The 25,787-nt window shown below is 73.7% G+C and carries 18 protein-coding genes and 1 tRNA gene; 7 read left to right on the plus strand and 12 right to left on the minus strand.

Going from position 1 to position 25,787, the window contains the following annotated elements:
* Positions 1 to 256: 256 nt before the first annotated feature.
* The gene (locus OG899_RS11860) at positions 257 to 772 is read left to right on the plus strand and encodes an ATP-binding protein (protein ID WP_125500195.1); all 516 of its coding nucleotides are present in this window, start codon (positions 257 to 259) and stop codon (positions 770 to 772) included.
* 95 nt (positions 773 to 867) lie between these two features.
* Here OG899_RS11860 and OG899_RS11865 read toward each other — a convergent pair whose 3' ends face one another.
* Positions 868 to 1,137 carry a DUF397 domain-containing protein gene (locus OG899_RS11865; RefSeq protein WP_125500805.1) on the minus strand — a complete coding sequence of 90 codons (270 nt, stop codon included), beginning with the start codon at positions 1,135 to 1,137 and terminating at the stop codon, positions 868 to 870.
* Positions 1,138 to 1,467: 330 nt separating this feature from the next.
* Here OG899_RS11865 and OG899_RS11870 point away from each other — a divergent pair, with 330 nt between their 5' ends.
* Together OG899_RS11870 and OG899_RS11875 are read left to right on the plus strand one after the other, a co-directional pair.
* Entirely contained in the window at positions 1,468 to 2,091 is a 624-nt protein-coding gene (locus OG899_RS11870) for a hypothetical protein (protein ID WP_229814458.1), read from the plus strand.
* Positions 2,092 to 2,191: 100 nt separating this feature from the next.
* Positions 2,192 to 2,761: a DUF4232 domain-containing protein gene (locus tag OG899_RS11875; RefSeq protein WP_125500804.1), complete on the plus strand. Its 570-nt coding sequence runs from the start codon at positions 2,192 to 2,194 to the stop codon at positions 2,759 to 2,761.
* Between the two features lie 81 nt (positions 2,762 to 2,842).
* Here the strand turns inward: OG899_RS11875 and OG899_RS11880 are convergent, their stop codons facing one another.
* On the minus strand, positions 2,843 to 4,003 hold the full coding sequence (locus tag OG899_RS11880) for a DUF2786 domain-containing protein (RefSeq protein ID WP_125500803.1): 1,161 nt from the start codon (positions 4,001 to 4,003) through the stop codon (positions 2,843 to 2,845).
* A gap of 156 nt (positions 4,004 to 4,159) precedes the next feature.
* Here OG899_RS11880 and OG899_RS11885 point away from each other — a divergent pair, with 156 nt between their 5' ends.
* From OG899_RS11885 to OG899_RS11900, 4 genes are all read left to right on the plus strand, one after another.
* Entirely contained in the window at positions 4,160 to 4,954 is a 795-nt protein-coding gene (locus OG899_RS11885; RefSeq protein ID WP_406311020.1) for a Clp protease N-terminal domain-containing protein, read from the plus strand.
* A 48-nt stretch (positions 4,955 to 5,002) separates the two neighbouring features.
* Positions 5,003 to 6,688, plus strand: coding sequence for a bifunctional 3'-5' exonuclease/DNA polymerase (locus OG899_RS11890; RefSeq protein ID WP_406311021.1), 1,686 nt, complete (start codon positions 5,003 to 5,005; stop codon positions 6,686 to 6,688).
* Positions 6,689 to 6,768: 80 nt separating this feature from the next.
* The gene (locus tag OG899_RS11895) at positions 6,769 to 7,728 is read left to right on the plus strand and encodes a D-2-hydroxyacid dehydrogenase family protein (RefSeq protein WP_356846963.1); all 960 of its coding nucleotides are present in this window, start codon (positions 6,769 to 6,771) and stop codon (positions 7,726 to 7,728) included.
* Positions 7,729 to 7,888: 160 nt separating this feature from the next.
* Complete coding sequence (locus OG899_RS11900) at positions 7,889 to 8,263, plus strand: hypothetical protein (protein ID WP_125500697.1); 375 nt, start codon at positions 7,889 to 7,891, stop codon at positions 8,261 to 8,263.
* Between the two features lie 223 nt (positions 8,264 to 8,486).
* Here the strand turns inward: OG899_RS11900 and OG899_RS11905 are convergent, their stop codons facing one another.
* The 10 genes from OG899_RS11905 to OG899_RS11950 form a co-directional block, all read right to left on the minus strand.
* The gene (locus OG899_RS11905; RefSeq protein ID WP_189427855.1) at positions 8,487 to 8,771 is read right to left on the minus strand and encodes a hypothetical protein; all 285 of its coding nucleotides are present in this window, start codon (positions 8,769 to 8,771) and stop codon (positions 8,487 to 8,489) included.
* A 290-nt stretch (positions 8,772 to 9,061) separates the two neighbouring features.
* Positions 9,062 to 9,138 (minus strand) — tRNA-Thr (locus tag OG899_RS11910).
* Between the two features lie 106 nt (positions 9,139 to 9,244).
* The gene (locus tag OG899_RS11915) at positions 9,245 to 10,924 is read right to left on the minus strand and encodes an alpha/beta hydrolase (RefSeq protein ID WP_125498026.1); all 1,680 of its coding nucleotides are present in this window, start codon (positions 10,922 to 10,924) and stop codon (positions 9,245 to 9,247) included.
* Positions 10,925 to 11,030: 106 nt separating this feature from the next.
* Positions 11,031 to 12,233 (minus strand): DNA polymerase III subunit delta', encoded by a 1,203-nt coding sequence (locus OG899_RS11920; RefSeq protein WP_168132078.1) that lies wholly within the window; start codon positions 12,231 to 12,233, stop codon positions 11,031 to 11,033.
* A 252-nt stretch (positions 12,234 to 12,485) separates the two neighbouring features.
* The gene (gene tmk, locus OG899_RS11925; protein ID WP_125498024.1) at positions 12,486 to 15,770 is read right to left on the minus strand and encodes a dTMP kinase; all 3,285 of its coding nucleotides are present in this window, start codon (positions 15,768 to 15,770) and stop codon (positions 12,486 to 12,488) included.
* 120 nt (positions 15,771 to 15,890) lie between these two features.
* Positions 15,891 to 18,728, minus strand: a complete 2,838-nt coding sequence (gene topA / locus OG899_RS11930) for a type I DNA topoisomerase (protein ID WP_168132079.1) — start codon at positions 18,726 to 18,728, stop codon at positions 15,891 to 15,893.
* An 823-nt stretch (positions 18,729 to 19,551) separates the two neighbouring features.
* Positions 19,552 to 21,090: a class I SAM-dependent methyltransferase gene (locus OG899_RS11935; protein WP_168132080.1), complete on the minus strand. Its 1,539-nt coding sequence runs from the start codon at positions 21,088 to 21,090 to the stop codon at positions 19,552 to 19,554.
* Positions 21,091 to 21,312: 222 nt separating this feature from the next.
* The gene (locus tag OG899_RS11940) at positions 21,313 to 21,933 is read right to left on the minus strand and encodes an oligoendopeptidase F family protein (protein ID WP_168132081.1); all 621 of its coding nucleotides are present in this window, start codon (positions 21,931 to 21,933) and stop codon (positions 21,313 to 21,315) included.
* A gap of 303 nt (positions 21,934 to 22,236) precedes the next feature.
* Positions 22,237 to 24,645, minus strand: coding sequence for a sodium-translocating pyrophosphatase (locus tag OG899_RS11945; protein ID WP_168132082.1), 2,409 nt, complete (start codon positions 24,643 to 24,645; stop codon positions 22,237 to 22,239).
* 658 nt (positions 24,646 to 25,303) lie between these two features.
* Positions 25,304 to 25,735, minus strand: coding sequence for an ATP-binding protein (locus tag OG899_RS11950; RefSeq protein WP_125498019.1), 432 nt, complete (start codon positions 25,733 to 25,735; stop codon positions 25,304 to 25,306).
* Between the last annotated feature and the right edge of the window lie 52 nt (positions 25,736 to 25,787).

Here is a 25,787-nt window from a genome sequence, read left to right on the forward strand (position 1 = left end):
ACCGCCCTCGGGCCCCGAACCGCACGGCGACGGCGGGACGGGCGGCCCTGAGCAGGCGCACGGCGGACGAGAAGACGGCGGAAAAATGACTCGGAAGCGGTACGGGAAGCCGCATTCCGGTCCCGTGCACGTGCATCTGCTCTTGCATCCGCCCGGTGCTTCGGAAACCATGGTTCCCGCACCACCGCTCCATCGCAACGCTCTGCTGCGCACCGATCTGCCTCGCAACGACCGCGATAACCCGGGAGTGCCTCGCATGGGGACGAATGGATCGACCATGCTCGAGCCGTCACGGCAGGGCCTTCCGCCATGGGATCCCGCGGCGGTGTCCGATGCCGCCTGCTGCGCCCTCTCCGCCGGTCACGAGGCGGTGCGCGAGGCCCGGCACTTCACCCGGGGCGCGCTCGAGGCCTGGGGCCTCGCGGAACGCTTCGACGACGTCTGCCTGGTCGTCTCGGAACTGGTCACCAACGCCCTGCGGCACGCGCTGCCGGCCGCGCGTCCCCACGGGCCGGCCCTCGACGTGGGCCCGGTGATACGGCTGCATCTGCTGCGCTGGACCGGGCGCCTGGTGTGCGCGGTGCGCGACCCCGGCCGGGACCGCCCCGTCGTCCGGGACGCGGACGCCCTGCCCGACGACCGGGCGGAGTCGGGCCGCGGTCTGTTCCTCGTCGCGTCCTTCAGCGACGGCTGGGGCTGGCATCCGCTCGCGGGCCCGCTCGGCGGCAAGGTCGTCTGGGCCCAGTTCCGGCTGGCGGACGAGGGCGGCTAGCGCGCATCGATGCGCCGGGGACGTCACGACGTCCTGGCGCTCCACGCGTCGCTTCACCGCTTGCCCCGCGGCGCCGCGCCGCCGGTGACACCGGGTCAGCCGGCCACCAGGTGGTCGAACTCGCCGTCCTTCGCGCCCCGCAGCATCGCCTCGATCTCCGCGCGGGTGTAGACCAGCGCCGGTCCCTCCGGGAAGCGCGAGTTGCGCACCGCCACCTCACCGCCCGGCAGCCGGGCGAACTCCACGCAGGATCCCTGCGAGTTGCTGTACCGGCTCTTCTGCCAGGAGACCCCGCGCAGCTGCGTGGCCGCCATGCCGTTGTACACGCCGCACTCCCCGTACCCGCCGTCGACGTCGTGGTCCACAGGTCGCTCCCCGATGGTGCACTGGCTGTGTGGCCATGATGCGTTGGTCAACTGCCTCGGATCATAGCCGGTTCATGTGCAGCTGCTCAGGCATATGCACGTGCACGTTGCCTCGACGTCACCACCGAACCTCCCGGGCGACGAGCGCCGACCATCCGGACGACGATCGGCTTCGACACGTCCTTCACCGATCGGCCCCCGGCTTCTGCCCCGGAACGCACCGGGCATGCGGCCGGTCGCCCACCGCCTCCCCGGTGCTCCTGCGGGTTGGTAGCGTGCCGGGGACCGGTCGGCCGCCGGGGGCCGCCGCTTCCGACAGGGAGGCTCGCAGTGACCACGGCAACGACGGAATCGGACGCGCCGCGGACGCCGGAGACGGGATCGGCCGCCCCGCGGACACCGGACACGGAATCGGCCACCCCGCGGACGCCGGACGCCGCGGCCTCGGGCACGACGGCGCGGACGGCGACCGGGATCGCGGCCGTCGCGCTGGCGGGCGCGCTCGTCCTGACGGCGTGCGACAGCGGCGGCCCGGACCCGCAGACGTCCCGCTCCGGCGCACCGTCCGCCTCCGCCTCCCCGCACGGCACCTCTCCGGCACCCGGTGGGTCGCCGGGCGCCGGCGGCACCACCCGCGCCGAGAACGCCCCGGCGGTGGACGGCAGCTGGCTGACCACCCGTGACGGCGCCCTGGTGGTGCTGACGGTCGAGGACGGCCGGGCGGCTCTGTTCGCGACGGACCGGACCGTGTGCGCGGGCACCGCGCCGCAGCGCGACGGCAAGCGGCTCGTCCGGCTGACCGGCTGCGGCAGGCGCACCGTCGGCACGGTGGACTCGGTCAACGCCACCACGCTCCGGGTGACCTGGGAGGGTGGACTCGGCACGGAGACGTACACCAGGTCCGAGGGCGGAGCGCTACCGTCGGGGCTGCCCACGGCGAGCCTCGGCTCCTGACGTTCGCACAAGGCCGGTGCCGGTGGCGGGGCGGGGAACCGCGCCGCCCGCTCGTACGTGATGAGCCTCAGCATCGTCACGACCCAAGGACCTCCCGCTCATGCGTGCCCTCCCGATCCGCGTCGCCGCCCTCGCCGCCGCCCTGACCGCCGCCCTGGCCCTGACCTCCTGCGGCCACGACGGCGGCACCGAGGACAGCCACCGCGACACCGGCGACAGCGGCGACACCGGCAGCAAGAACACCGACGTCGCCGCCTGCCGCCCCGACGACGTCACCCTGACGGCCGGACCGGTCAGCGCCGCACCTGCCGCCGGGGACACCGGCCAGGTGCCCGTGACCCTGACCAACCGGGGCGCCCGGTGCTCCCTGCGCGGCTTCCCGGTCGTGCGGCTGAAGTCCGACAGCACGACGTGGGCCGTACCGGCCGACCGCACCAGCACGCCCCGGGACCTGACCCTCGCCACGGGCGACGCCGCCCTGTTCACCCTCACCTATGTGCGGGGGCGCGAGGGGGACGGGACGAGCCTGCCGGCCACCTCGCTGACGGTCGCGCTGCCCGGGACGGCGCACGGCACGTCCTTCTCGTGGTCCTACGGGCCGGTGGGGGCCACGGCGACCGCGGGCACACCGGACGCGTCGGTGACGGCGTTCCAGCTGGCCGGGGACTGAGCCGTCGCACCGGCGGCCGCTCCGGGGCCGCACCGGCCCGCTCCGACCCGCGCCTGCGGCCGGCACCCCGCCGTCCGCGTCCTACGGCAGCGGCCGACGCTCCGTCATCCGCGCCCGGTCGGCAGCCTCGGCGCCCTGCGCCCAGCCGGCCGCGTCGCTCACCCCGCGCAGACGGGTGGTGGTCGTCTCGGGGAACATGCGCTCCACCCGGTCGGCGACCGCGACGTCCCGGCTCGCCAGCACGGGCAGCAGATCCTGCGTCACCTGGCTCTCGGCGGCGACCGCGAGACGGGTGCCGACGCGGTGGGCATAGGCGGCGAGGAAGGACTGCCGGAAGGTCTTGGTGCGTCTGCGTCCGCCCGCCCGCTGGGCGGCCTCGGCCTTGGTCATCGCCGTCGTCGCCTGGACCAGGAGCGAGGTGTACAGCAGTTCCACGGCCTCCAGGTCGGCCTCGAAGCCGACGACGGTGGAGAAGCCGAGGGCTTCGTTCCACACGGCGCGGCAGTGGTTGGCCGTGGCGACCGCGTCCAGCAGGACGGCCTTGGCCTGCTCGTAGGGCGGGTCGACGCCGATCCGGCAGGCACCGGGCGCGTCGGGGGACGGATCCTGCGCGGCGAGCCGTGCCTCGTCGACGCTGTGCCGTGCCATCAGCTCCTGCGCCTTGGCGCTCAGCGCCTCCGCCTCCTGCGGATACCCGGTCGCCTCGGCCTTGGCGAGCAACGCCCGTATGCGGCCCAGCACCCGGGACTCGCCGGGCGCGGCGGGCCGCCGTCCGGCCGGGCCGGGGGCGTCCAGCGGTTCGAGAACGGGCAGTCGCAGCAGCAGCCGGTACAGCTCCAGGACGGCGGTGGCGTGCGTGAACCGGTCCGTTCGGGCGGACGCCCGGCCGGAGGACTCCAGCAGCCGGCCGGCCTCGTCGAGCTGCCTGGTCCACCGCCGCCCGCGGGGCCGGTCGGCGGCGGCCTGCGTGCGGATCAGCTCCGCCGCCAGGCGCAGGTGCGGCTCGTCCAGCTCGCGCCGCACCAGGCGCAGGACGTCGGCCGGCTCCCACCCGCGCCGCCAGGCGGCCGCCATCAGCTCCTCCCCGCGCCGGGCCAGCTCGGCGTCGGCGGCCGGATCGGCGGCGAGCAGGGAGGCACCCGTGTCGAGCGCGGTGTCGTCGGCGGTGTGCAGCGCGGCCGCGAAGGCGCGGTCGACGGTGCCGGCCGCACCGGACGGGCCGGAGGTGCTGGTCGTGGTCACGCACCGATCGTGCCACGAACGGCCGCACGACCCCCGGCCGCATCCACAGCCTGTGGACAACCCTCCCTGCGCCCTCCTCTCCCCTCGGTCGCCACACCCCGGACAACTGTCAACCGACGGTTGACGACCCCGCACTGTCAACCTACGGTTGTCAGCATGACGAACCTCACCTTCAGGTCGTCCATCCGTCTCGACGACCTCATCAACGCGATCAAGAAGGCCCACCAGGAACCGCTCGAGCAGCTGCAGGACGGGGTGCTCGCCGCCGAGCACCTCGGCGAGCTGGCCGATCACCTCATCGGGCACTTCGTGGACCAGGCCCGGCGCTCCGGCGCGTCCTGGACCGACATCGGCCGGAGCATGGGCGTCACCCGGCAGGCCGCGCAGAAGCGGTTCGTGCCCAAGGAGTCCACCGATCTCGACCCGAGCCAGGGCTTCAACCGCTACACGCCGCGCGCCCGCAAGGTCGTGATGGCCGCCCACGACGCCGCCAAGGCCGCCCGGAACTCCGAGGGCCTGCCGGTGCACCTCGTCCTCGGACTGCTGACCGAGCCGGAGGCCCTGGCCGCGAAGGCCATCCAGCACCTGGGCGTCACCCTGGAGGCGGTCCGCGAGGCCGCCACCGCCGCCCTGCCGCCGTCGTCCGCCGACGCCCCGGAGCTGATCCCCTACGGCCCGGCCGCCAAGAAGGCCCTCGAACTCACCTTCCGCGAGGCCCTGCGCCTCGGCCACAACTACATCGGCACCGAGCACATCCTGCTGGCGCTGCTGGAGCAGGAGAACGGCGAAGGCCTGCTGAGCGGGCTCGGCCTGAACAAGGCCCGGGTCGAGGAGTACGTCACCACGACACTGGCGGCCCTGCTCGAAAACTCCTCCTCCCAGGCCCCGGCACCGCGACGGGACCAGACGGCGGAAGCGGGGAGTGCACAGGAGGAGCCCGAGGGCGCCTGACGGTCCGTCTCCGGCCGGACGTCAGACCCTGCTGCCAGACTCGTACGCATGACCGGTCGGTGGGCTCTCGCTCCGGCCGAGGACGGTGGCGCCGACCTCGCCCCCCTCGGCCCGGACGGGCTGCCCGCCGGCCCGGTCCGCCGGGAGGCCGACCTGGCCGAGGCGGTCCGGAGCAGACCGCAGGTCACGCGCTGGGTCTGGCGGTCCACCGCCGAGGTCGCCCCACAGCTGCTCGCCGCGGGCGTCCCTGTGGAACGCTGCTACGACATCGAGTGCGCCGAAGCCCTCCTCCTCGGCCACGAGGGCCACCACGGCGAACCCCGCTCCGCGGCCGCCGCGCTCGCCCGGCTGCGCGGCGCCCCCGTCCCACCGGACCCGCCCCCGCCCTCCGCCGTCCCCGAAGCCCAGTCCCCGCTCTTCGAACCACCCGCCGTCCCCCTCCCCCTGCAGGACCTGATCGCGGTCTACGCCGAGCAGCAGCGCCGGCACGAGCGGGCCGAACACCCCGACCGCATGCGGCTGCTGACCGCCGCCGAATCGGCCGGCACCCTCGTCGCGGCCGAGATGAACCACGTCGGCCTGCCCTGGCGCGCCGATGTGCACCGCCAGGTGCTGCACGACCTGCTCGGCGAGCGGTACGCGGGCGGCGGAGAGCCGCGCCGCCTGGCCGAGCTGGCCGACGAGATCTCCGCCGCCTTCGGCCACCGGGTGCGCCCCGACCTGCCCGCCGAGGTGATCAAGGCGTTCGCCGGCGCCGGCATCACGCTCCGCTCCACCCGCCGCTGGGAGCTGGAGTTGGTCGACCACCCCGCCGTCGGGCCCCTGCTGGAGTACAAGAAGCTGTACCGGATCTGGGTCGCCCACGGCTGGACCTGGCTGCAGGACTGGGTGCACGACGGCAGGTTCCGGCCGGGGTTCCAGGCCGGCGGCACGGTCAGCGGCCGCTGGGTGACGCACGGCGGCGGCGCCCTGCAGATCCCCCGGGTGATCCGGCGGGCCGTGATCGCCGACCCCGGCTGGAAGCTGGTCGTCGCCGACGCCGACCAGATGGAGCCCCGCGTCCTCGCGGCGATCTCCCGCGACCCCGGCCTGATGGAGGTGGCCTCCCGGGACACCGACCTGTACCAGGCCGTCTCCGACCGCGCCTTCTCGGGGGACCGCGCCCAGGCCAAGCTCGCCGTGCTCGGCGCCGTCTACGGCCAGACCTCCGGCGACGGACTGAAGAACCTCGCCGCCCTCCGGCGCCGTTTCCCACGGGCGGTCGCCTACGTCGACGAGGCCGCCCGCGCCGGTGAGGAGGGCCGCCTGGTCCGCACCTGGCTGGGGCGCACCTCTCCGCCGGCCGCCGGCACCGGCGACGACCCGCCCGGCGAGGCCGGCCTGCCCCAGGACGGCGGGCCGGAGCCCGGCCACGACCGGCCGCCCGGCCGCCTCACGGCCGACGCCCGCGCCCGTGGCCGCTTCGCCCGCAACTTCGTCGTCCAGGGCAGCGCCGCCGACTGGGCCCTGCTGCTGCTCGCCGCCCTGCGGCGCGCCTGCCGTGACCTGTCGGCCGAGCTGGTGTTCTTCCAGCACGACGAAGTGATCGTGCACTGCCCCGAGGCCGAGGCGGACACCGTCGTCGACGCCATCCGGGAGGCGGCGGCACTGGCCGGGCGACTGACCTTCGGCGACACTCCCGTACGATTCCCGTTCACCACGGCGGTGGTGGACTGCTACGCGGACGCCAAGTGAACGGCCGACGACAAACGAGCCCGGTGAGCACGGGGCCCGACCCGGTGCCTGCGAGCCGGGCGGGCCGGACGAGCCCGGCCATGCGACTGCGCTGTGCCGTACTCGACGACTACCAGAACGCCGCGACCACCGTCGCCGACTGGTCACCACTGAGCGACCGGGTCGAGGTGGTGTCGTACCGCGACCACTTCACCGACGAGGACCAGCTGGCCGCAGCGCTCGCCGACGCCGACATCGTCGTCACCCTGCGCGAACGGGTCGCCTTCCCCGCCTCCCTGATCGAACGGCTCCCCCGGCTGAAGCTCCTGATCGCCTCCGGCATGCGCAACTCGGTGATCGACTACGCCGCCGCACGGAAAGCCGGGGTGACCGTGTGCGGCACGGAGAGCTCCTCCACACCGCCGGTGGAACTGACCTGGGCCCTGCTGCTGGGCCTGGCCCGCGGGATCGTCCCGGAGAACAACGCCCTGCGCAGCGGCGGCCCGTGGCAGTCCACCGTGGGCGCCGACCTGCACGGCCGCCGCCTCGGCCTGCTCGGCCTGGGCAAGATCGGCAGCCGGGTGGCCCGGGTCGGCCAGGCCTTCGGCATGGAGGTCATGGCGTGGAGCCAGAACCTCACCCAGGAGCGCGCGGACGAGGCCGGCGTGTCCCTGGCCGCCTCCAAGGAGGATCTGCTGGCCACGGCCGACTTCGTCTCCGTCCACCTGGTCCTGAGCGACCGCACCCGCGGCCTGATCGGCGCGGAGCAGCTGGCGCTGATGAAGCCGACGGCGTACCTGGTCAACACCTCGCGCGCGGCGATCGTCGACCAGGACGCCCTGCTCACGGCCCTGCACGAGGGCCGCATAGCCGGCGCCGCCGTCGACGTCTTCGACACCGAACCGCTCCCCGCCGACCACCCCCTGCGCACCGCCCCGCGCCTGCTGGCCACCCCGCACCTCGGGTACGTGTCCCGCGCCAACTACGAGCGCTACTACGGCCAGGCGATCGAGGCCATCGAGGCCTACCTGAACGGCGAGCCGATCCGGGTGCTGGGCTGAGAGCCGTCCGCCTCACCCATCCGGCCTCCCCCGGGCTCCGGCTCCGGGGGAGGCCGCCGCTTCCAGCCGTCGGCACGGACCCGTGCGCGGCACCCGCCGGAATCTCGCACTCCGCGTCGCGCGGACACAGAGGTCGCAAGCGCGCATAGGATGACTTTTCATGCCGAACGCTGATGACCTGCTCGTCGCCGTCGCCTCCCTGGTGGAGTCGGAGCCGAGCAACCAGATGTCGCTGACGGTGGTCGTCGGCGGTGCTGTGCTGACCGGCCGGCTGGCGCCCGAGGCCATGTGGCGGCAGCGGGTCGCGGAGGTCCTCCGGGACTCGGACCGCCTCGCCCCCTTCGCCGAGGTCTTCGCCCACGACGCGCGCGGGGACACGCCCGATCGCACCGAACCCCCCGCGTATCTGCACTTCCACCTCGCCCGGATCCTGCAGGGCAATGTCGGCATCCCGGAGACGGGCGGCATGTACCGCGTCGCGATCAAGGACGTCAGCGCCTGGACCGTGGGCGACGTCAGCTACTCGGACCGGTGAGGTGACTCCGGCGCGGGTGCCGGCGGCGGTCCGTCCGGCTCAGCGGGAGCCTGCTCGATGGACCTCGCGCACCACCTGGATCCGGCCGACGACAGGGGCGTCGAACTCGTCCGGCTCCTCGGCCGGCAGCCGACGGTAGCGACAGCTCCGGTACGGCGGCCGGCGAGTCGCGGGCTGCGCTCGGTGACTGCCGCCGGCAGCCGCGAAGCGGCGGCCGGGGCGTTCAGGTCACCCATCGGCCCCGCTCGGCGGCGTCGAGCACGCGGCTTCGGCGCCGCCCGGCCGGGCTTCCCTCGCGCAGTACGTTGCTGCGCAGATGCCCCTCGGTCAGGTGCAGTCGCCGGGCCAGCTTCGCCACGTCCACACCTCTGCCGTGTGCTGCCCTCAGCAGTCTGTTCCGGTGGGCCAGCCATCGGGCGCGAGCCTCGTCGCTCGTCATCCGCCGATGCAGCTGTGCCGCCAGCCGTACCAGAAGCTCGCCCGCCAGGTCGTCCCACCGATGCCGCATACGGTCTCCTTGCCGTCGTGCACGACCACGCAGGACCACGGTCAGCGGGCCGCGGCACAGCGACAAGGGCGCGAACCGGTCGCGCGGGAAGCTCTCGGCCCGCGTGGTGGTGAGGGAGGGCGGCGAAGGCGAGCGGGTGCGCATCCTGGATCGCGGGCCCCCGGGCGTTCTCGCCTGCGGGAGCGCTCGACGGGCCGACCGGTCGGCCGGGAACACGGTCGACCGAGACCACGACGGAGACCGGGCGGGAAGCAGAACAGCGGCTTCCCGGAGGAAACCGCTGTTCGGAGTGGAGCCGCTTTCGGGATTCGAACCCGAGACCTACGCATTACGAGTGCGTTGCTCTGGCCATCTGAGCTAAAGCGGCCTGCTGCCTGCACCATGGTGCGGGCGGCAACGTGCGTAAGTCTACACAGTTTCCCGGGGTGCTTCGTACCCGCCCCGGCGGCGCCCGGCCCGGGGCGGGTGCGGGGCTACGAGCAGCGCTTGCCCTCGGCCGGCGGGGTGCCCTCCAGCAGGTAGGTGTTGATCGCGTCGTCGATGCAGCGGCTCCCGCGGCCGTAGGCGGTGTGGCCGTCGCCGTCGTAGGTCAGCAGGCGGGCCGAGGAGAGCTGGGCGGCCAGGGACTCGGCCCAGCGGTAGGGGGTGGCGGGGTCGCGGGTCGTGCCGACGACCACGATGGGCGCGGCGCCCCTGGCCTCGATGCGGTGCGGCTCCCCGGTGGCCCGCACCGGCCAGTACCCGCAGTTCAGGGCCGACCAGGCCAGACTCCGGCCGAAGACCGGGGAGGCCTTCTCGAAGGCGGGCAGGGCCTTGGCCACCTCGTCGGGGCTGCTGAAGGCGGGCGGCATGTCCAGGCAGTTCACGGCGGCGTTGGCGTACATCAGGTTGGCGTAGTGGCCCTTGGTGTCGCGCTCGTAGTAGCTGTCGGAGAGCGCGAGCAGGGCGGAGCCGTCGTGCCTGGTCATCGCCGCGGTCAGGGCGCCCCGGAGCTGGGGCCAGGCCCCCTGGTCGTACATCGCGGCGATCACCCCGGTGGTGGCGAGCGCCTCGCCGAGCCGGCGGCCGTCGGGGTCGCCGGTGGGCAGGGGGCGGGCGTCCAGTTCGCGGAAGAACGCGGCCAGGCGGTCGCCGGCCTGCCGCGGTGTGGTGCCGGGGCCGCCGAGCGGGCAGTCGTCGTGGCGGACGCAGTCCCGCGCGAACGACTGGAACGCCGTTTCGAAGCCGGCGGTCTGGTCGAGGTTCATCCGGCGGGCGGACAGGGACGGGTCCACCGCGCCGTCCAGGACCAGCCGGCCCACCCGGTCCGGGAACAGGCCCGCATAGGTGGCGCCGAGATAGGTGCCGTACGACGCGCCCACGTACGTCAGTTTCGGATCGCCGAGCACCGCCCGCAGGACGTCCATGTCGCGGGCCGCCTCCACCGTGGAGACGTGCCGCAGCAGGCGCGGGGCGTGGGCGCCGCAGCCCTCGGCGAAGCTGCGGTAGGCGGCGGTGAGCGCGTCGATCTCCGCCGGGTCGTCGGGGGTGACGTCGGTCTGGGTGTACGTGTCCATGGCCCGGTCGTCGAGGCACTGCACGGGTTCGCTGCGGGCCACGCCGCGCGGGTCCAGGGCCACCAGGTCGTAGCGGGCGCGGATCTCGGCCGGGTAGCCGATGCCGGCGAAGTGCTGGAGGAAGTCGATGCCGGAGCCGCCCGGCCCGCCCGGGTTCACCAGCAGCGAGCCCAGCCGCTCGCCCGGCCCGGTGGCTCGTGTGCGGGCCACGGCCAGCCGGATCTCGCCCGCGCCGGGATCGGCGTAGTCGAGCGGTGCCTTCATGGTGGCGCACTGGAAGCCCGGGGCTCCGCAGTCGCGCCAGGTCAGCTTCTGCGTGTAGTACGGCAGCAGGGCCGGGGGTGTGGACCGGGGCAGCGCCGCGAGCACCGCCTGGGTGGCGGGTACCGCACGGTGACGGGACTGTGCGGCGGAGCAGGCCGCGAGAAGCAGAGCGCCTGCGGCGAGGAGCGCACCGGCGGTGCGGACCGCCTTGAGGGAGGCGGTACGACGCCCGGAACCGCCCGCGGGCGGGCGGCCGCCTGCCGGGGCGTCCCCGGGGATGTCGGATCGGGTGCGGGCGGGGCTGCTCGGACGGAGGACGCGCCTGAAGTACATCCCGAGAGCGTAACTCTCCGGAGTCGCCCGCGTACGTTTCGTCGTCTTCTTGCCTCGGACGAGTGACGGAGAGTTTCCGGATCGGACGGGACGAGGGGCGGGCGTCTCAGCCGGCTCTCAGGGCCATGGTCATCGCCTCCACCGCCAGCAGCGGGGCCACGTTGCGGTCGAGGGCGTCGCGGCAGGCGGCGATCGCCTCGATCCGGCGCAGCGTGGACTCGGGCGTGCCGGCGCGTGCGACCCGGTGCAGGGCGTCCTCCACGTCCGCGTTGGCGATCGCCGCCCGGGAGCCGAGCTGCAGGGCGAGGACGTCGCGGTAGAAGCCGGTGAGGTCGGTCAGGGCGAGGTCGAGGCTGTCGCGCTGGGTGCGGGTGCGCCGGCGCTTCTGTTTGTCCTCCAGCTCCTTCATCACGCCCGCGGTGCCCCGCGGCAGCCGGCCGCCCTGGGCCGCGCCCAGCGCCGCCTTCAGCTCCTCGGTCTCCTTGGCGTCCGTCTCCTCGGCGAGCGCCTTGGCGTCGGCCGCCGCGGCGTCGACCAGTTCCTGCGCCGCCTTCAGGCAGCCGCCGATGTCGTCCAGGCGCAGCGGCAGCCGCAGCACGGCGGCGCGGCGCTCGCGCGCGGCCGGGTCGGTGGCCAGCCGGCGGGCCCGGTCGACGTGGCCCTGGGTGGCGGCCGCGGCGGCCGCGGCCACCTCGGGGTCGACGCCCTCGCGGCGGACCAGCATGTCGGCGACGGCGGCGACCGACGGGGTGCGCAGGTTCACCTGGCGGCAGCGGGAGCGGATCGTGGGCAGGACGTCCTCGATGGACGGCGCGCACAGCAACCAGACCGTGCGGGGCGCGGGTTCCTCGACGGCCTTCAGGACGGCGTTGGCGGACTTCTCGTTGAGCCGCTCGGCGTCCTCGACGAGGATCACCTGCCAGCGGCCGCCCGCCGGGGAGGTGAACGACTTGCGGACGGTGTCCCGCATGTCCTCGGCGAGGATCTGCGTGCCGACCGCGGTGACCGTGGAGACGTCGGCATGGGTGCCGACGAGCGTGGTGTGGCAGCCCTCGCAGAAACCGCAGCCGGGGCCGGCCGACGCCCGGTCCGGGCTGACGCACTGCAGGGCGGCGGCGAAGGCCCGCGCTGCCTGGGTGACGCCCGCTCCGGGCGGACCGGTGAACAGCCAGGCGTGCGTCATCCTGGACGCCGCCGGGGGCGGGGTGTTCCCGGCCGCGGCCGTGACCAGGGCGTCGGCGTCCCGGGCAGCGGCGTCCAGCTGCTCGCTGACCTTCTCCTGCCCGACGAGGTCGTCCCACACGGTCATGGGTCACGCCGCCCTTTCGTCCTGGTACGCGGTGCGGGACCCATTGTGCCGGGGACCACTGACACCGCGGCCGGGCGCCGGCCCGACCGCGGCGCCGGGACCAGAACGGTCACCTGTGTCAGCCCCGCACCGTCCGCTGCGCACGGGGGTCCCGTCCGCTGCACACGGACGTCCCGCCCAACGGCGACGGTCCTCGCGCCTCCCCCAGATCGCGGGAGTCGCGAGGACCGTCGAACGCCGAGCTTCCGCCCGCTACGCGCGCGGGTCCCGCCCGCCGGCGCCGTACGCGCCGTGCTCGCGGCCGTCGCCGGACTCGCGCGGGCCGAGCAGTTCGTCCGTCAGCGACGGCAGGTCGTCCAGCGGGGTCTCCTCGGCCCACTCGGGACGCGGCCGGCGCCGGCCGCCGTGGGCGCCGCGCACCCAGGTGTCCGGGGCGACCTGCGGCAGCTCACGGGTGCGGTCCTCGGAACCGTCGGGACGGGCGGGGGCCGGACGCTCGTCGCGGAAGTAGCCCGGCGGGAGGCGGTCAGCGAGGTCCGCGCCCCGGGAGCTTGCCCGGTCCTTCACGCCGTCCGGCTCCTGGCCGCGCACCGGCGGCAGGACCGCGGTCTCGTCGGCCGGACCGGCGGCGGGCATCTGCGGCAGCACCGCCGTCTCGTCCGCCGCGCCCGGCGGGTCGGCGGGCGCGGGGGGCTGTGGCAGCTCCACGGTGACCTCGGAGGCCGACTCGTCGTCGGCCCGGGACGAAGAGTCCTCCGGGTCCTCCGCCTGCTGCGGCCGGTCCTCGCCGAGCCCCTGCAGCACGGTCGTCCGGTCGCCGGAGCCGGTCGGTGCGTCCTCGGGGGCGACCACCGGCGTCGGCACGGTCGCCTCGGTGTCCTGCGGCAGCTCGGCGGCGGCCGGAGGCGTGGCGCGCGGGCCGGCCTGCGCGGCGGCAGCGGCCTGCTCGGCCTCCCGCCGGGCCTCCTCGGCCCGCAGCAGCGCCTCCTCGGCCTTGCGCTGCTTCTCCCGGCGGCGCGCCTCGGCCTCGGCCCGCTGCCGGGCCTCCTCCTCCGCCTGCCGGCGCAGTCGCTCCTCCTCGGCCTTGCGCCGGGCCTCGGCCTCGGCCCTGGCCTTCTCCTCGGCCAGCAGCCGGGCGCGCTCCGCCTCGGCGCGGCGACGGGCCTCCTCCGCCCGCTGCCGGGCCTCCTCGGCCTGCCGCTCTGCCTCGCGCCGCTGCGCCTCCTCCAGCTCGCGCCGCTTGCGTTCCTCCTCCTCGGCACGCATCCGGGCGAGCTGCTCCTGGCGCTCCCGCTCCAGGCGCTCCTCCTCGGCCTTCCTGCGGGCCTCTTCCTCCGCCTTGCGGCGGGCCTCCTCCTCGGCCTTGCGGCGCGCCTCCTCCTGGGCCTTCTTCTCGGCCTCGGACAGCGGCAGCATCCGGTCGAGCCGGTGCCGGACGACCGTGGTCACCGCCTCGGGCTCCTGCCCGGCGTCCACCACCAGGTACCGCGCGGGGTCGGCGGCGGCCAACGCGAGGAAGCCGGCCCGCACCCGGGCGTGGAACTCGGCCGGCTCCGACTCCAGACGGTCGGGCGCCTCGGTGAACCGCTCGCGGGCGGTCGCGGGGTCGACGTCCAGCAGCACCGTCAGGTGCGGCACCAGTCCGCCCGTGGCCCAGCGGGAGATCCGCGCGATCTCGGTCGCGGACAGGTCGCGGCCGGCGCCCTGGTAGGCGACGGAGGAGTCGATGTACCGGTCGCTGATCACCACGGCGCCGCGCTCCAGGGCGGGCCGGACCACGGTGTCGACGTGCTCGGCGCGGTCGGCGGCGTACAGCAGGGCCTCGGTGCGGTGCGACAGGCCCTGCGAGGCGACGTCCAGCAGGATCGAGCGGAGCCGCTTGCCGACGGCGGTGGCGCCCGGCTCGCGGGTCAGGACGACCTCGTGGCCCTTGGACCGGATCCAGTCGGCCAGCGCCTCGGCCTGGGTGGACTTGCCGGCGCCGTCACCGCCCTCCACGGCGATGAAGAACCCGGTGGGCGAGGGCGCGGTCACCGGCTCGTCGCCGCCGCGCAGCGCGTCGACGAGGTCCTGCCGCAGCGGGACGCCGGAGCGGTCGTCGACCTTGGCGAGCACCAGCGCGGCCACCGGCAGCAGCAGCGCGCCGACCAGCATCAGCGTGAAGGCGGCGCCGCCGTGGGCGAAGACGAAGCGGCCGTCGGCCAGGCGGTGCGGGCCGATCCCGGCCGCGACCAGCGGGGCGAGCACGGCGCCGAGCGCGACGAGGACACGGACCACCGCGTGCAGGTGCTCGGTCAGACGCGGGCGGCGGAACTCCTCGGTCTCCTGGTCGAGCAGGGTGTGCCCGGTGTTGGCGGCGATGCCCGCGCCGGCGCCGGCCAGGGCCAGCAGCAGCAGCACGGTGGTGACGTCGGGGACCAGGCCGGCGGCGAGCAGGGCCACGCCGGTGACGGCGATGGCCAGGGCCAGCAGCCGGCGCCGGGACAGCGACGGCAGCGCCTTGGGCGCGGTGCGGATGCCGACGCCGACCCCGCCGGTCAGGGCGAGCACCGCCAGGCCGTACAGCACCGGGCCGCCGCCCAGGTCGCGGGTGTGCAGCGCGCTCACCGCGACCGCGGCCGCGACGGCCCCGGCGACGGCGGCGCAGGCGAGCACGAGCAGCGGGACGGCCCCGGTGCGGCCCTTGTCGGCGCCGGCGGCGGTCCTCGGGCGGCGCAGTCCCTCCAGCGGCGACCGCGGGCGGGGGGTCCGCGTGCCGGGCAGGTCCAGGGTCGTCAGCACGGACAGGGAGGCGGCGAACAGACCGGCCGCGACATAGGCGGCGAGGGCGGCCTGGTGCTGGTCGAACCAGTCGACGGCGGTGCCCAGCAGGTTGTTGAACAGGGAGGCCGCGATCAGCACGGCCGCGGCCAGCGGGACGGCCAGGAAGGTCGTGCGCAGCGACAGCCGGCGCAGGGCGTCCTGGTGGTCCGGCAGCGGGCGGACGCTGGCGCCCTCCGGCGGCGGGGCCGGCAGCAGCGCGGGGGCCGCGCTCTGACGGCACAGCGTCCACAGCCGCTCGGCGAGGCCGACGACGAAGACGGTGACCAGCAGGACGGTGGGCGCGTTCGCCGGGGTCCAGTCGATCCACAGCGGCGCCATGATCAGCAGCAGGCTCCGTACGCCGTCGGCGCCGACCATGGTCCAGCGGCGGTCGAGCGGTCCCTGCGGGGCGAGGAGTTTGGTGAGCGGGCCCAGCAGCACCGCTCCGGCCAGCAGCGTCGCGAGCACGCGCACCGCGAGGACGACCGCGACCGCACAGGCGGCACCCCGGTAGCCACCGCCGAAGGTGTGCTGGGCGGCGGTGGCCTGCAGAACGAGAACGACCAGGACCAGCAGCGCGAGGACGTCCGCGGCGCCGCCCACCAGATGGACGCCCCACAGTCGTCGCAGCTCGGGACGGCGGAGCAGCGCGCGCACGGCGCGCTCACGGGAGTCCGCTACCAGGGCGTCATCGGGGTCAGGGATGGGGGCCGTAGGCTGCTCGGCTCGCGTCATGCGTTCAGCCTATCGGGACGCGAGGACAGCTCGTGTCAACCGTCCGAACATGCGAACGCCCCGACACCCGATGCGGTGCCGGGGCGCAGCGACCCAGGCGATTCACCCTGGGTGCGGGGCTCAGTCCTCCGCGCGGGCGGCCGCCGCCGTCTTCTTCGCGGTGGTCTTCTTCGCGGTGGTCTTCTTCGCGGTGGTCTTCTTCGCCGTGGTCGTCTTCTTGGCCGCCGTCTTCTTGGCGGTCGTGGACGCGGTCTTCTTCGCCGTCGTCTTCTTCGCGGCGGCCTTCTTCGCGGTCTTCTTCGCCGGGCCCTTGGCGCGCTTCTCCGCGAGCAGCTCGAAGGCGCGCTCCGGGGTGATCGCCTCGACGCTGTCGCCGGAGCGCAGCGTCGCGTTGGTCTCGCCGTCGGTGACGTACGGACCGAAGCGCCCGTCCTTGACCACGACCGGCTTGCCGCTGACCGGGTCCTCGCCCAGCTCCTTCAGCGGCGGCTTGGCCGCGGCCCGGCCACGCTGCTTGGGCTGGGCGTAGATCGCCTGCGCCTCTTCCAGCGTGATCGTGAAGATCTGGTCCTCGGACTGCAGCGAGCGCGAGTCCGTCCCCTTCTTCAGGTACGGGCCGTAGCGGCCGTTCTGCGCGGTGATCTCCTGCCCGTCGGTGTCGGTGCCGACGACACGCGGCAGCGACATCAGCTTCAGGGCGTCGTCGAGGGTCACCGTGTCCAGGGACATCGACTTGAACAGCGAGGCCGTGCGCGGCTTGACCGCGTTCTTGCCGGTCTTCGGGGTGCCCTCGGGGAGCACCTCGGTGACGTACGGGCCGAAGCGGCCCTTCTTGGCGACGATCGTGTGGCCGGTGGCGGGGTCGGTGCCCAGCTCGCGGGCGCCGCTGGGCTCGGCCAGCAGCTTCTCCGCCAGCTCGACGGTCAGCTCGTCCGGGGCCAGGTCGGCGGGGATGTCGGCGCGCTGGTGCTCCTCGGAGTCCTTCTCGCCGCGCTCGATGTACGGCCCGAAGCGGCCGACGCGCAGCACGATGCCGTTGCCCACCGGGAACGACGACACCTCGCGGGCGTCGATCGCGCCCAGGTCGGTCACCAGCTCCTTCAGACCGCCCAGGTGGTCGCCGTCGCCGTTGCCGGCCTCGGCGGCGCCGCCGGTGGCCGCGCCCTCGCCGAAGTAGAAGCGCTTCAGCCACGGCACGGCCTCGGCCTCGCCGGCCGCGATGCGGTCGAGGTCGTCCTCCATCCGTGCGGTGAAGTCGTAGTCGACGAGCCGCCCGAAGTGCTTCTCCAGCAGGTTCACCACGGCGAAGGACAGGAAGGACGGCACCAGGGCCGTGCCCTTCTTGAACACATAGCCGCGGTCGAGGATCGTGCCGATGATCGACGCGTACGTCGACGGGCGGCCGATCTCGCGCTCCTCCAGCTCCTTGACCAGCGTGGCCTCGGTGTAGCGGGCCGGGGGCTTGGTCGCGTGGCCCTCGGGCGTGATCTCCTCGGCACCGAGCCGGTCGCCCTCGGCGACCTGCGGCAGCCGGCGCTCGCGGTCGTCCAGCTCGGCGTTCGGGTCGTCGGCGCCCTCCACATAGGCCTTCAGGAAGCCGTGGAAGGTGATCGTTTTACCGGAGGCGGTGAACTCCACGTCCCGGCCGTCGGCGGTGGTGCCGCCGATCTTCACGGTGACGCTGTTGCCGGTCGCGTCCTTCATCTGGGAGGCGACGGTCCGCTTCCAGATCAGCTCGTACAGCTTGAACTGGTCGCCGGTCAGGCCGGTCTCGGCGGGCGTGCGGAAGCGGTCGCCCGAGGGACGGATCGCCTCGTGCGCCTCCTGGGCGTTCTTGACCTTGGCGGCGTAGGTCCGGGGCTGCGGCGGCAGGTAGTCGGCGCCGTACAGCTGGGTGACCTGGGCGCGGGCGGCGGCGATCGCCGTGTCGCTCAGCGTCGTGGAGTCCGTCCGCATGTACGTGATGTAGCCGTTCTCGTACAGCTTCTGCGCGATCTGCATGGTCGCCTTCGCGCCGAAGCCGAGCTTGCGGCTGGCCTCCTGCTGCAGCGTCGTCGTACGGAACGGCGCGTACGGCGAGCGGCGGTAGGGCTTGGACTCCACGGAGCGGACGGTGAAGTCGGTGTGTTCCAGGGCCTCGGCGAGCGCCCGCGCGTTCGCCTCGTCCAGGTGCAGGGTGTTGTCGCTCTTGAGCCGGCCCTGGGCGTCGAAGTCGCGGCCCTGCGCCACCCGCCGGCCGTCGACCGACTGCAGGCGGGCGACCAGCGAGGACGGGTCGCTCGCGTCGCCGGTCCGGCCGGTGCCGAAGGTGCCCGTCAGGTCCCAGTACTCGGCGGAGCGGAAGGCCATGCGCTCCCGCTCCCGCTCGACGACCAGGCGGGTCGCCACGGACTGGACCCGGCCGGCCGACAGCCGCGGCATGACCTTCTTCCACAGCACCGGCGAGACCTCGTAGCCGAAGAGCCGGTCGAGAATGCGGCGGGTCTCCTGGGCGTCGACCAGCTTCTGGTCGAGCTGACGCGGGTTGGCGACGGCCGCGCGGATCGCGTCCCGGGTGATCTCGTGGAACACCATCCGCTTGACCGGGATCTTGGGCTTGAGCACCTCCTGCAGGTGCCAAGCGATGGCCTCGCCCTCGCGGTCCTCGTCGGTGGCGAGGAACAGCTCGTCGGACTCCTTCAGCAGGTCCTTGAGCTTCTTGACCTGGGCCTTCTTGTCGGCGTTGATCACATAGATCGGCTGGAAGTCGTGTTCGACGTCCACACCGAGGCGGCGGACCTCGCCGGTGTACTTCTCGGGAACCTCCGCGGCGCCGTTGGGAAGGTCACGGATGTGCCCGACGCTCGCTTCGACGACGTAGCCGGGGCCGAGGTAGCCCTTGATCGTCTTCGCCTTGGCAGGCGACTCGACGATGACGAGTCGGCGGCCGCCCTGTGCGGTCTCGCTGGTCGGGGACAACTTCGCTCTTCTCTCCGGTCGACGCTGATTCCGCTGGGATCCTCCCCCCAGGCCGTGGCTCCGGGGTCGGGTTCGTGCTGACGCTGCGGAGTGTGACGGTACATCCCGCCCCCGTGTCAAACGGGAAAAGCCCGCAACGGCCACTCGAACGGTAACCCGACTACAACCCTTCCTGCCGCCCGGACCGTGCACCCGGCACGTGCCACGGATACCGAGGGTCACCTTCCGGTCACTCCAGGTTGTCGGAGGCGAGGGATCCGGCCGCCGGGCCGGACGCCCGGTTCCGCGGGCCGGAAACACCGCCACGGTCTGCGCGGCGACGGCCGCCCAGGGGAGCCGGAGCGCCGTCGCCGCACCCGGCCGCCGGTGCCGGGCCGGGTCGCCGTCCGCGTCGGCGGAACCGCCGTGAGCAGCGGGGACGACGGTCTCGCGGGACCGCCGGGCCGCTCCCGGTACGCGCCCCGTACGGCGCCGGACGATCCGGCACCGATACGCGGCACCTCCGGGCGACGGGTGAGCCGACACCGCGGGAACACCACGGTGGCGCCTGTTCATTCCCGTCACCCACGGTGAAGCACGGCCGACGTAGACGGAGCACGTCGGATGACGGAATCGGCGGTGGCCGCGAGGACGATCCGGCCCCGCCGAAGGCGACGCCCCGCCGGGCGGGGCCGGCGCACCGAAGGCCGCCGGTGCCTGCCGCCACAGGGCTCAGCGGTGCCGGCCGGGCCGCGGTCGGAGCACACCCGGCCGGCACAGCGCGGGTGCCTCAGGGTGCGTCATGGGTGCCTCATGGGTGCGTCACGGGCGCGTCACGGGTGCCTCACCGTGCGGGGTCCGCCGGCTCCAGGAAGCCCTGCTCGACCAGCAGCCGGATCCGGTCGGGCGTACGCTCCCGCAGCTGTTCGGGGTCCTCGCCCATCAGCTCGGCGATGGCGTCCAGGATGCGGCCGGCGCTCAGCGAACCGTCGCACGCCCCGACGAACCCGGCACCGACGGTGTCCACCGCGGTGGCGCGGCGCATCCCGCGGTTCTGGCGCAGCACGACGTGCTCGGGGTCCTCCGCGCCGGGGAGCCCGACCTGTTCCTGCACGACCTGCGGGGCGAGCCGGAAGTGCGCCGCCAGCAGGGCCTCGTCGTCCAGGCCGCGCAGCTGGTCCAGGCGGTCGAAGTGGGCCCGGACGGTGTCGCCGAGCGGCTGCTCCACGGGGTGCGGCCACTCCTCCACGACGACCGAGGGCGTGGCGGACCCGGTCCTGCGCAGGGTGATCCAGCCGAAACCGACGGCCTTCACCTTGCGCGCCTCGAACTCCTCCAGCCAGGCGTCGTACCGCGCCTGGTACCGGGCCGGATCGCCGCGGTGGTCGCCGGCGTCCCGCAGCCACAGCTCGGCGTACTGGGTGACGTCCTGCACCTCGCGCTGCACGATCCACGCGTCGCAGCCGCGGGGCACCCACGACCTGAGCCGGTCCTGCCAGTCCTCGCCCTCGACGTGTTCCCAGTTGGCGAGGAACTGCGCGTACCCGCCCTCGTTCAGACGGTCACCCGTCTCCTGCACGAGCGTGCGGCACAGATCGTCCCCCGCCATGCCGCCGTCCCGGTAGGTCAGCCGGGCGCCCGGGGAGATCACGAACGGCGGGTTGGAGACGATCAGGTCGAACGTCTCGCCGTCCCGTACCGGTTCGTACAGCGAGCCCTGGCGCAGGTCGGCGGCCGGGGCGCCGGACAGGGCGAGCGTGAGCGCGGTGATGTGCAGCGCCCTCGGGTTGACGTCGGTGGCGGTCACCCGGGTGGCGTGCCGGCCGGCGTGCAGGGCCTGGATGCCGGAGCCGGTGCCGAGGTCGAGCGCGGTGCGGACCGGCGTACGGACCGTGATGCCGGCCAGCGTGGTGGACGCCCCGCCGACGCCGAGCACCACATCCTGTGCACGGCTGGCGATGCCTCCCGCACCGCCGACCGCGCAGCCCAGGTCGGAGACGACGAACCAGTCCTCTCCGTCCGGGCCGCCGTACGGGCGGACGTCCACCGTCGCGGCGAGCTGGTCCTCGCCGGCCGGCACCAGCCAGCCGGCCTGCAGGCAGTCCTCGACGGGCAGCACCCCGGCCGCGGCCGCCCGCGGCACCGGCTGCTGCAGCAGGAACAGCCGGACGAGCAGCTCCAGCGGTGTGTCCCCGCGGGTGGCGCGCAGCGCGGGCACGGTCTCGCTGCGGGCGAGCGCCGCGTACGCGGGCGCGCCGAGCAGGTCGAGCAGCCCGTCGGCGGTGAAGGAGGCGCCGAGCAGGGCCTGACGCAGCCGGGCGGCCACGTCGGGGCGGTCGGCCGCGGGGAGAACGGACGGTACGGACGCAGAGGAGTCACTCACGACCCCATTGTGTCGGCTCCCGCCGGCGTCGCACGCGAGCACGGTCCGCGCACGGTCGGTGCCGGCGGCGCGCTCACCGGCGAACGGGCCGACGGCGGTCAGCGGGCCGCCGGCGAGAAGGGAGCACGGTCAGCCGGCCGCCGGCGAGAAGGGAGCGCGCTCAGCCGGCCGCCGGCGAGAAGGGAGCACGGTCAGCCGGCCGCCCGCGAGGAGGGAGCGCGCTCAGTCGGCCGCCGGCGAGGAGGGAGCGGCGGACGCCGAGGCGGAGGCGGCGGCGGACCGGCAGCTGGGCTGCCGGGCCATGGCCCGGCCGACCTCGCCCTCCTCGAGGGCCTTCAGGGCGTCGTTGCCGGTCTTGCTCAGCTTCTTCAGCTCGGCGGCGATGCCGTTCAGGCCGTCGGCGAACTTCGCCTGGTCCTTGGTGTCGAGCTTGTCCACCTGCTGCTTGAGCGAGGCGTAGGACGTCCCCAGCGTGTCGAGTTCCTTGACCGCGTCCTGCTGCTTCTTCTGCCCCTCGTCCACCTTCGGCGCGCCCGCCTTGCTGACGGCGGCGCTGATGGCCGCATAGGCGTCGGCCATGTCCTGGAAGGCCTGGGAGTCGGTCTTCTGCACCTCGTCCGGAGAGCTGTTGTCGCTCGTCACCTTCTGGATCGCGGCGTTGGCGGCCGCGATCTTCTGCGTCTGCGGTCGCACGCCCTCGCAGACCTGCTTGACCCAGGCGTCCAGCGCCTCGTTCTTGTCGTCGGCGCCGGCGTCGGTGCACCCCGTCAGTGCCAGAACCAGTACCGCACCGCCGGACAGTGCGGCCGCGAGCTTCTTGTTCACCGGTTTGGTCCCTTCCATGGCTCTCGGCCCCGGAACATACACGGCCGGAAGACGACAACCCGGCGCGATCGCCCCGTGCATCCCGTCTTGCAGCCATTTGCACCAAGCGAGAGAAGGCTCACGGAACCGCCGCCCTCGGGTGTGCGCACGGCGGACGGGCCCGCGGACGGCGAACGACCAACGGTCGGGAGGACGGCGGGGGGACGGCGGGAGGACGGCGGGAGGACGGCGAACGGGCGGGTGGCGCGTCATGCGCACCGCCCGCCCGTTCGCCGGACTGTCGCACCGGGGCACGGCCGGCAGGACCTGCCGGCCGGACGGCTACGACACCACCGCCGGGTCGGCCGACTCCGACACCCGTTCGGCCCCGCCTTCCGCGCCCACGGAGACACCGCGCCGCTTGGACAGCCAGACCGTGCCGACGATGACGGCCAGCGCCACGATCGCGATGAGGATCCGCACGCCGAGGCTCTTGTCCTGGCCGTAGCTGAACTTGACGACCGCGGGCGCGATGAGCAGGGACACCAGGTTCATCACCTTCAGCAGCGGGTTGATGGCCGGGCCCGCGGTGTCCTTGAACGGGTCGCCCACGGTGTCGCCGATGACCGTGGCGGCGTGGGCCTCGCTGCCCTTGCCGCCGTGGTGACCGTCCTCGACGAGCTTCTTGGCGTTGTCCCAGGCGCCGCCGGAGTTGGCGAGGAACACCGCCATCAGGGTGCCCGCGCCGATCGCGCCCGCCAGGTAGGCGCCGAGCGCGCCGACACCGAGGGTGAACCCGATGAAGATCGGCGCCATCACGGCCAGCAGTCCCGGCGTGGCCAGTTCGCGCAGGGCGTCCTTGGTGCAGATGTCGACGACCTTGCCGTACTCCGGCTTCTGGCTGTAGTCCATGATCCCGGGCTTCTCCCGGAACTGCCGCCGCACCTCGAACACCACCGAGCCGGCCGACCGCGACACGGCGTTGATGGCCAGTCCGGAGAACAGGAAGACCACCGCTGCGCCCGCGACCAGGCCGACGAGGTTGCTGGGCTGCGAGATGTCCAGGGACAGGCTCAGCGGCGCGCCCGGCCCGGTGAGCGTCTCCCCGACCTCCCGGACGCTGGTGGTGATCACGTCGCGGTAGGAGCCGAACAGCGCCGAGGCCGCCAGGACCGCGGTGGCGATCGCGATGCCCTTGGTGATGGCCTTGGTGGTGTTGCCGACCGCGTCCAGGTTGGTCAGCACCTGCGCACCCGCCCCCTGGACGTCGCCGGACATCTCCGCGATGCCCTGGGCGTTGTCGGAGACCGGGCCGAAGGTGTCCATGGCGACGATCACCCCGACCGTGGTGAGCAGGCCGGTGCCGGCCAGGGCCACCGCGAACAGCGCCAGCATGATCGAGGTGCCGCCGAGCAGGAACGCCCCGTAGACGCCGAGCCCGATGAGCAGGGCGGTGTAGACGGCCGACTCCAGGCCGACGGAGATGCCGGCGAGAACGACCGTGGCCGGGCCGGTCAGCGAGGTCTTGCCGATGTCCCGCACCGGGCGCCGGTTGGTCTCGGTGAAGTAGCCGGTGAGCTGCTGGATCACCGCGGCGAGCAGGATGCCGATGGCCACCGAGACCAGGGCGAGGATGCGCGGGTCGCCGTCCTTGCCGCGGATCGCGGCGTCGGTGACGCCGGCGAGGTCGGCGTACGACGAGGGCAGGTAGGTGTAGACGGCCGCGGCGACCAGGGCGAGCGAGATCACCGCGGAGATGAAGAATCCGCGGTTGATCGCGGTCATGCCGCTGCGGTCGGCGCGGCGCGGGGCCACCACGAAGATGCCGATCATCGCGGTGAGCACGCCGATCGCGGGGACCAGCAGCGGGAAGGCGAGACCGTCGTTGCCGAACGCCGCCCGGCCGAGGATGAGCGCGGCGACGAGCGTGACGGCGTACGACTCGAACAGGTCGGCCGCCATGCCCGCGCAGTCGCCGACGTTGTCGCCCACGTTGTCGGCGATGGTCGCGGCATTGCGCGGATCGTCCTCCGGAATGCCCTGCTCGACCTTGCCGACCAGGTCGGCGCCGACGTCGGCGGCCTTGGTGAAGATGCCGCCGCCCACACGCATGAACATCGCGATCAGCGCGGCGCCGAGGCCGAAGCCCTCCAGCACCTTCGGCGCGTCGGCCGCGTACACCAGCACCACACAGGAGGCGCCCAGCAGGCCGAGCCCCACCGTGAACATGCCGACGACGCCGCCCGTACGGAAAGCGATCTTCATGGCTTTGTGCGAGACCGTGGTGAGATCCTTTTCCGGCTCACCCGCCGCCGGAGTCGCCTCCCGGGCGGCCGCGGCGACCCGCACATTGCTGCGCACGGCGAGCCACATGCCGATATAACCGGTGGCCGCCGAGAACGCCGCACCGATCAGGAAGAACACCGACCGTCCGATGCGCTGATTCCAGTCGTCCGCGGGAAGCAGCATGAGCAGGAAGAACACCACGACGGCGAATACGCCGACGGTGCGCAGCTGCCGGCCGAGATAGGCCTTCGCACCTTCCTGAACCGCTTCCGCGATCCGTTTCATGCTCTCGGTGCCCTCGCCCGCCGCGAGCACCTGGCGTACCAGGACACCCGCGACGACGAGCGCCAGCACTGCGACGGCCGCGATCACAGCCACGATGATCCGATTGTCGTGGGTCAGCACCGCGGCTGCGAAAGGCGTGAAGTGGCCCAACTGAAGAGGGGGAGTGGAAAGCCCCGCCATTCGTCCTCCTTGACGCTTGGGCTGAGCTCAAGATGTGGACGGATTGTAGGGAGCGAAACAGGAAGCAGACAGTGTGCGGTAAAGGAAATCGGCCGCCACACGCTTCTCAGCAAATGATCGACGAGCCGGTACGGAACCCGAAAGAAGTAATGGGTCAAATCCATTGACCCCTGAGCATCATCCGTTAATTGATCGTGAGTGTATTCACGACATCGGGCAGGACGACGGTCAGACCGTCACCGCAATGGCGTATGCCGCGACCGCGCCGCACGGCCGTCCGTGTGACCTGCGCATTCGGCCGTCTGCGTGATCGGTGACGGGTGGGTGCGTGAAGCACGCCGAGTTGCGGGCGCCGAGTACGCCGTGTGCGGGCGCTGATCGGCGGTGGGGCGGCCCGGCGGCGCGGTGCGGTCGGGCTGTGCGGCCGGAGCCGGGCGTGGGGCGCGGTGAGATGGGGTCGGTCCCGGGGCGTGGGGGCGCGGTGAGACAGGGGTCGGTCCCCGGGCGTGGGGCGCGCTGAGATGGAGTCGGTTGACGGGGACGTGCGGTCGCCCGTCCGTGTGCGGGCGGCCGGCACTACAGCCCGCGGACACAGATCGAGGGCCCCGCCGCGACCGACGGGGCCCTCGGACAGCTCTGCGACGACCGGACCGGCGGCTCAGGGCAGAATCGTGGGAGACGGGTTGGTGGGCCAGGTCATCCTGATCGAACCGCCGTTCTCCCCTGCCGTGACCTCCACGTCGTCGACGAGCCCGCTGATGACCGCGAGGCCCATCTCGTCCTCCTCGGCATCGGCCTCGTCCACCACGCCCGGGGCGCCCACGGCGTGCAGCGGCTGGTGCCGTGCCTCGTCGCCGACCTGGATGGAGAACTGTTTCTCCTCTTCGGTGAGCACCACGGTCACCGGCGCCGAGATACCGCCGCTCTGGTGCAGCCCGACCGCGCGGGAGCAGGCCTCGCCGACCGCGAGCCTGACTTCGTCGAGGACCGCCTCGTCCACCCCTGCCCGGCGCGCCACCGCTGCCGCCACCAGACGGGCGGTGCGGACGTGCTCAGGCAGCGCGCTGAAGCGGAGTTCGACGGTGGCCATGCATCCCCCTAGAGCTACGGGCGTGCTGTCGGGGGGCCGGGCCGCCGCGGCA

Source organism: Streptomyces thermoviolaceus, assembly GCF_045209695.1.
Lineage (GTDB): Bacteria > Actinomycetota > Actinomycetes > Streptomycetales > Streptomycetaceae > Streptomyces > Streptomyces thermoviolaceus.

Bases quoted from the DNA above. Each gene is read 5' to 3' on its own strand.
- OG899_RS11905 (WP_189427855.1), bottom strand. From the start codon at position 8,771: ATGCGGCATCGGTGGGACGACCTGGCGGGCGAGCTTCTGGTACGGCTG.
- OG899_RS11875 (WP_125500804.1), top strand. From the start codon at position 2,192: ATGCGTGCCCTCCCGATCCGCGTCGCCGCCCTCGCCGCCGCCCTGACC.
- OG899_RS11920 (WP_168132078.1), bottom strand. From the start codon at position 12,233: ATGACCGTGTGGGACGACCTCGTCGGGCAGGAGAAGGTCAGCGAGCAG.
- OG899_RS11915 (WP_125498026.1), bottom strand. From the start codon at position 10,924: ATGTACTTCAGGCGCGTCCTCCGTCCGAGCAGCCCCGCCCGCACCCGA.
- OG899_RS11950 (WP_125498019.1), bottom strand. From the start codon at position 25,735: ATGGCCACCGTCGAACTCCGCTTCAGCGCGCTGCCTGAGCACGTCCGC.
- OG899_RS11900 (WP_125500697.1), top strand. From the start codon at position 7,889: ATGCCGAACGCTGATGACCTGCTCGTCGCCGTCGCCTCCCTGGTGGAG.
- OG899_RS11895 (WP_356846963.1), top strand. From the start codon at position 6,769: ATGCGACTGCGCTGTGCCGTACTCGACGACTACCAGAACGCCGCGACC.
- OG899_RS11885 (WP_406311020.1), top strand. From the start codon at position 4,160: ATGACGAACCTCACCTTCAGGTCGTCCATCCGTCTCGACGACCTCATC.
- tmk (WP_125498024.1), bottom strand. From the start codon at position 15,770: ATGACGCGAGCCGAGCAGCCTACGGCCCCCATCCCTGACCCCGATGAC.
- OG899_RS11890 (WP_406311021.1), top strand. From the start codon at position 5,003: ATGACCGGTCGGTGGGCTCTCGCTCCGGCCGAGGACGGTGGCGCCGAC.
- OG899_RS11860 (WP_125500195.1), top strand. From the start codon at position 257: ATGGGGACGAATGGATCGACCATGCTCGAGCCGTCACGGCAGGGCCTT.
- OG899_RS11940 (WP_168132081.1), bottom strand. From the start codon at position 21,933: ATGGAAGGGACCAAACCGGTGAACAAGAAGCTCGCGGCCGCACTGTCC.
- OG899_RS11945 (WP_168132082.1), bottom strand. From the start codon at position 24,645: ATGGCGGGGCTTTCCACTCCCCCTCTTCAGTTGGGCCACTTCACGCCT.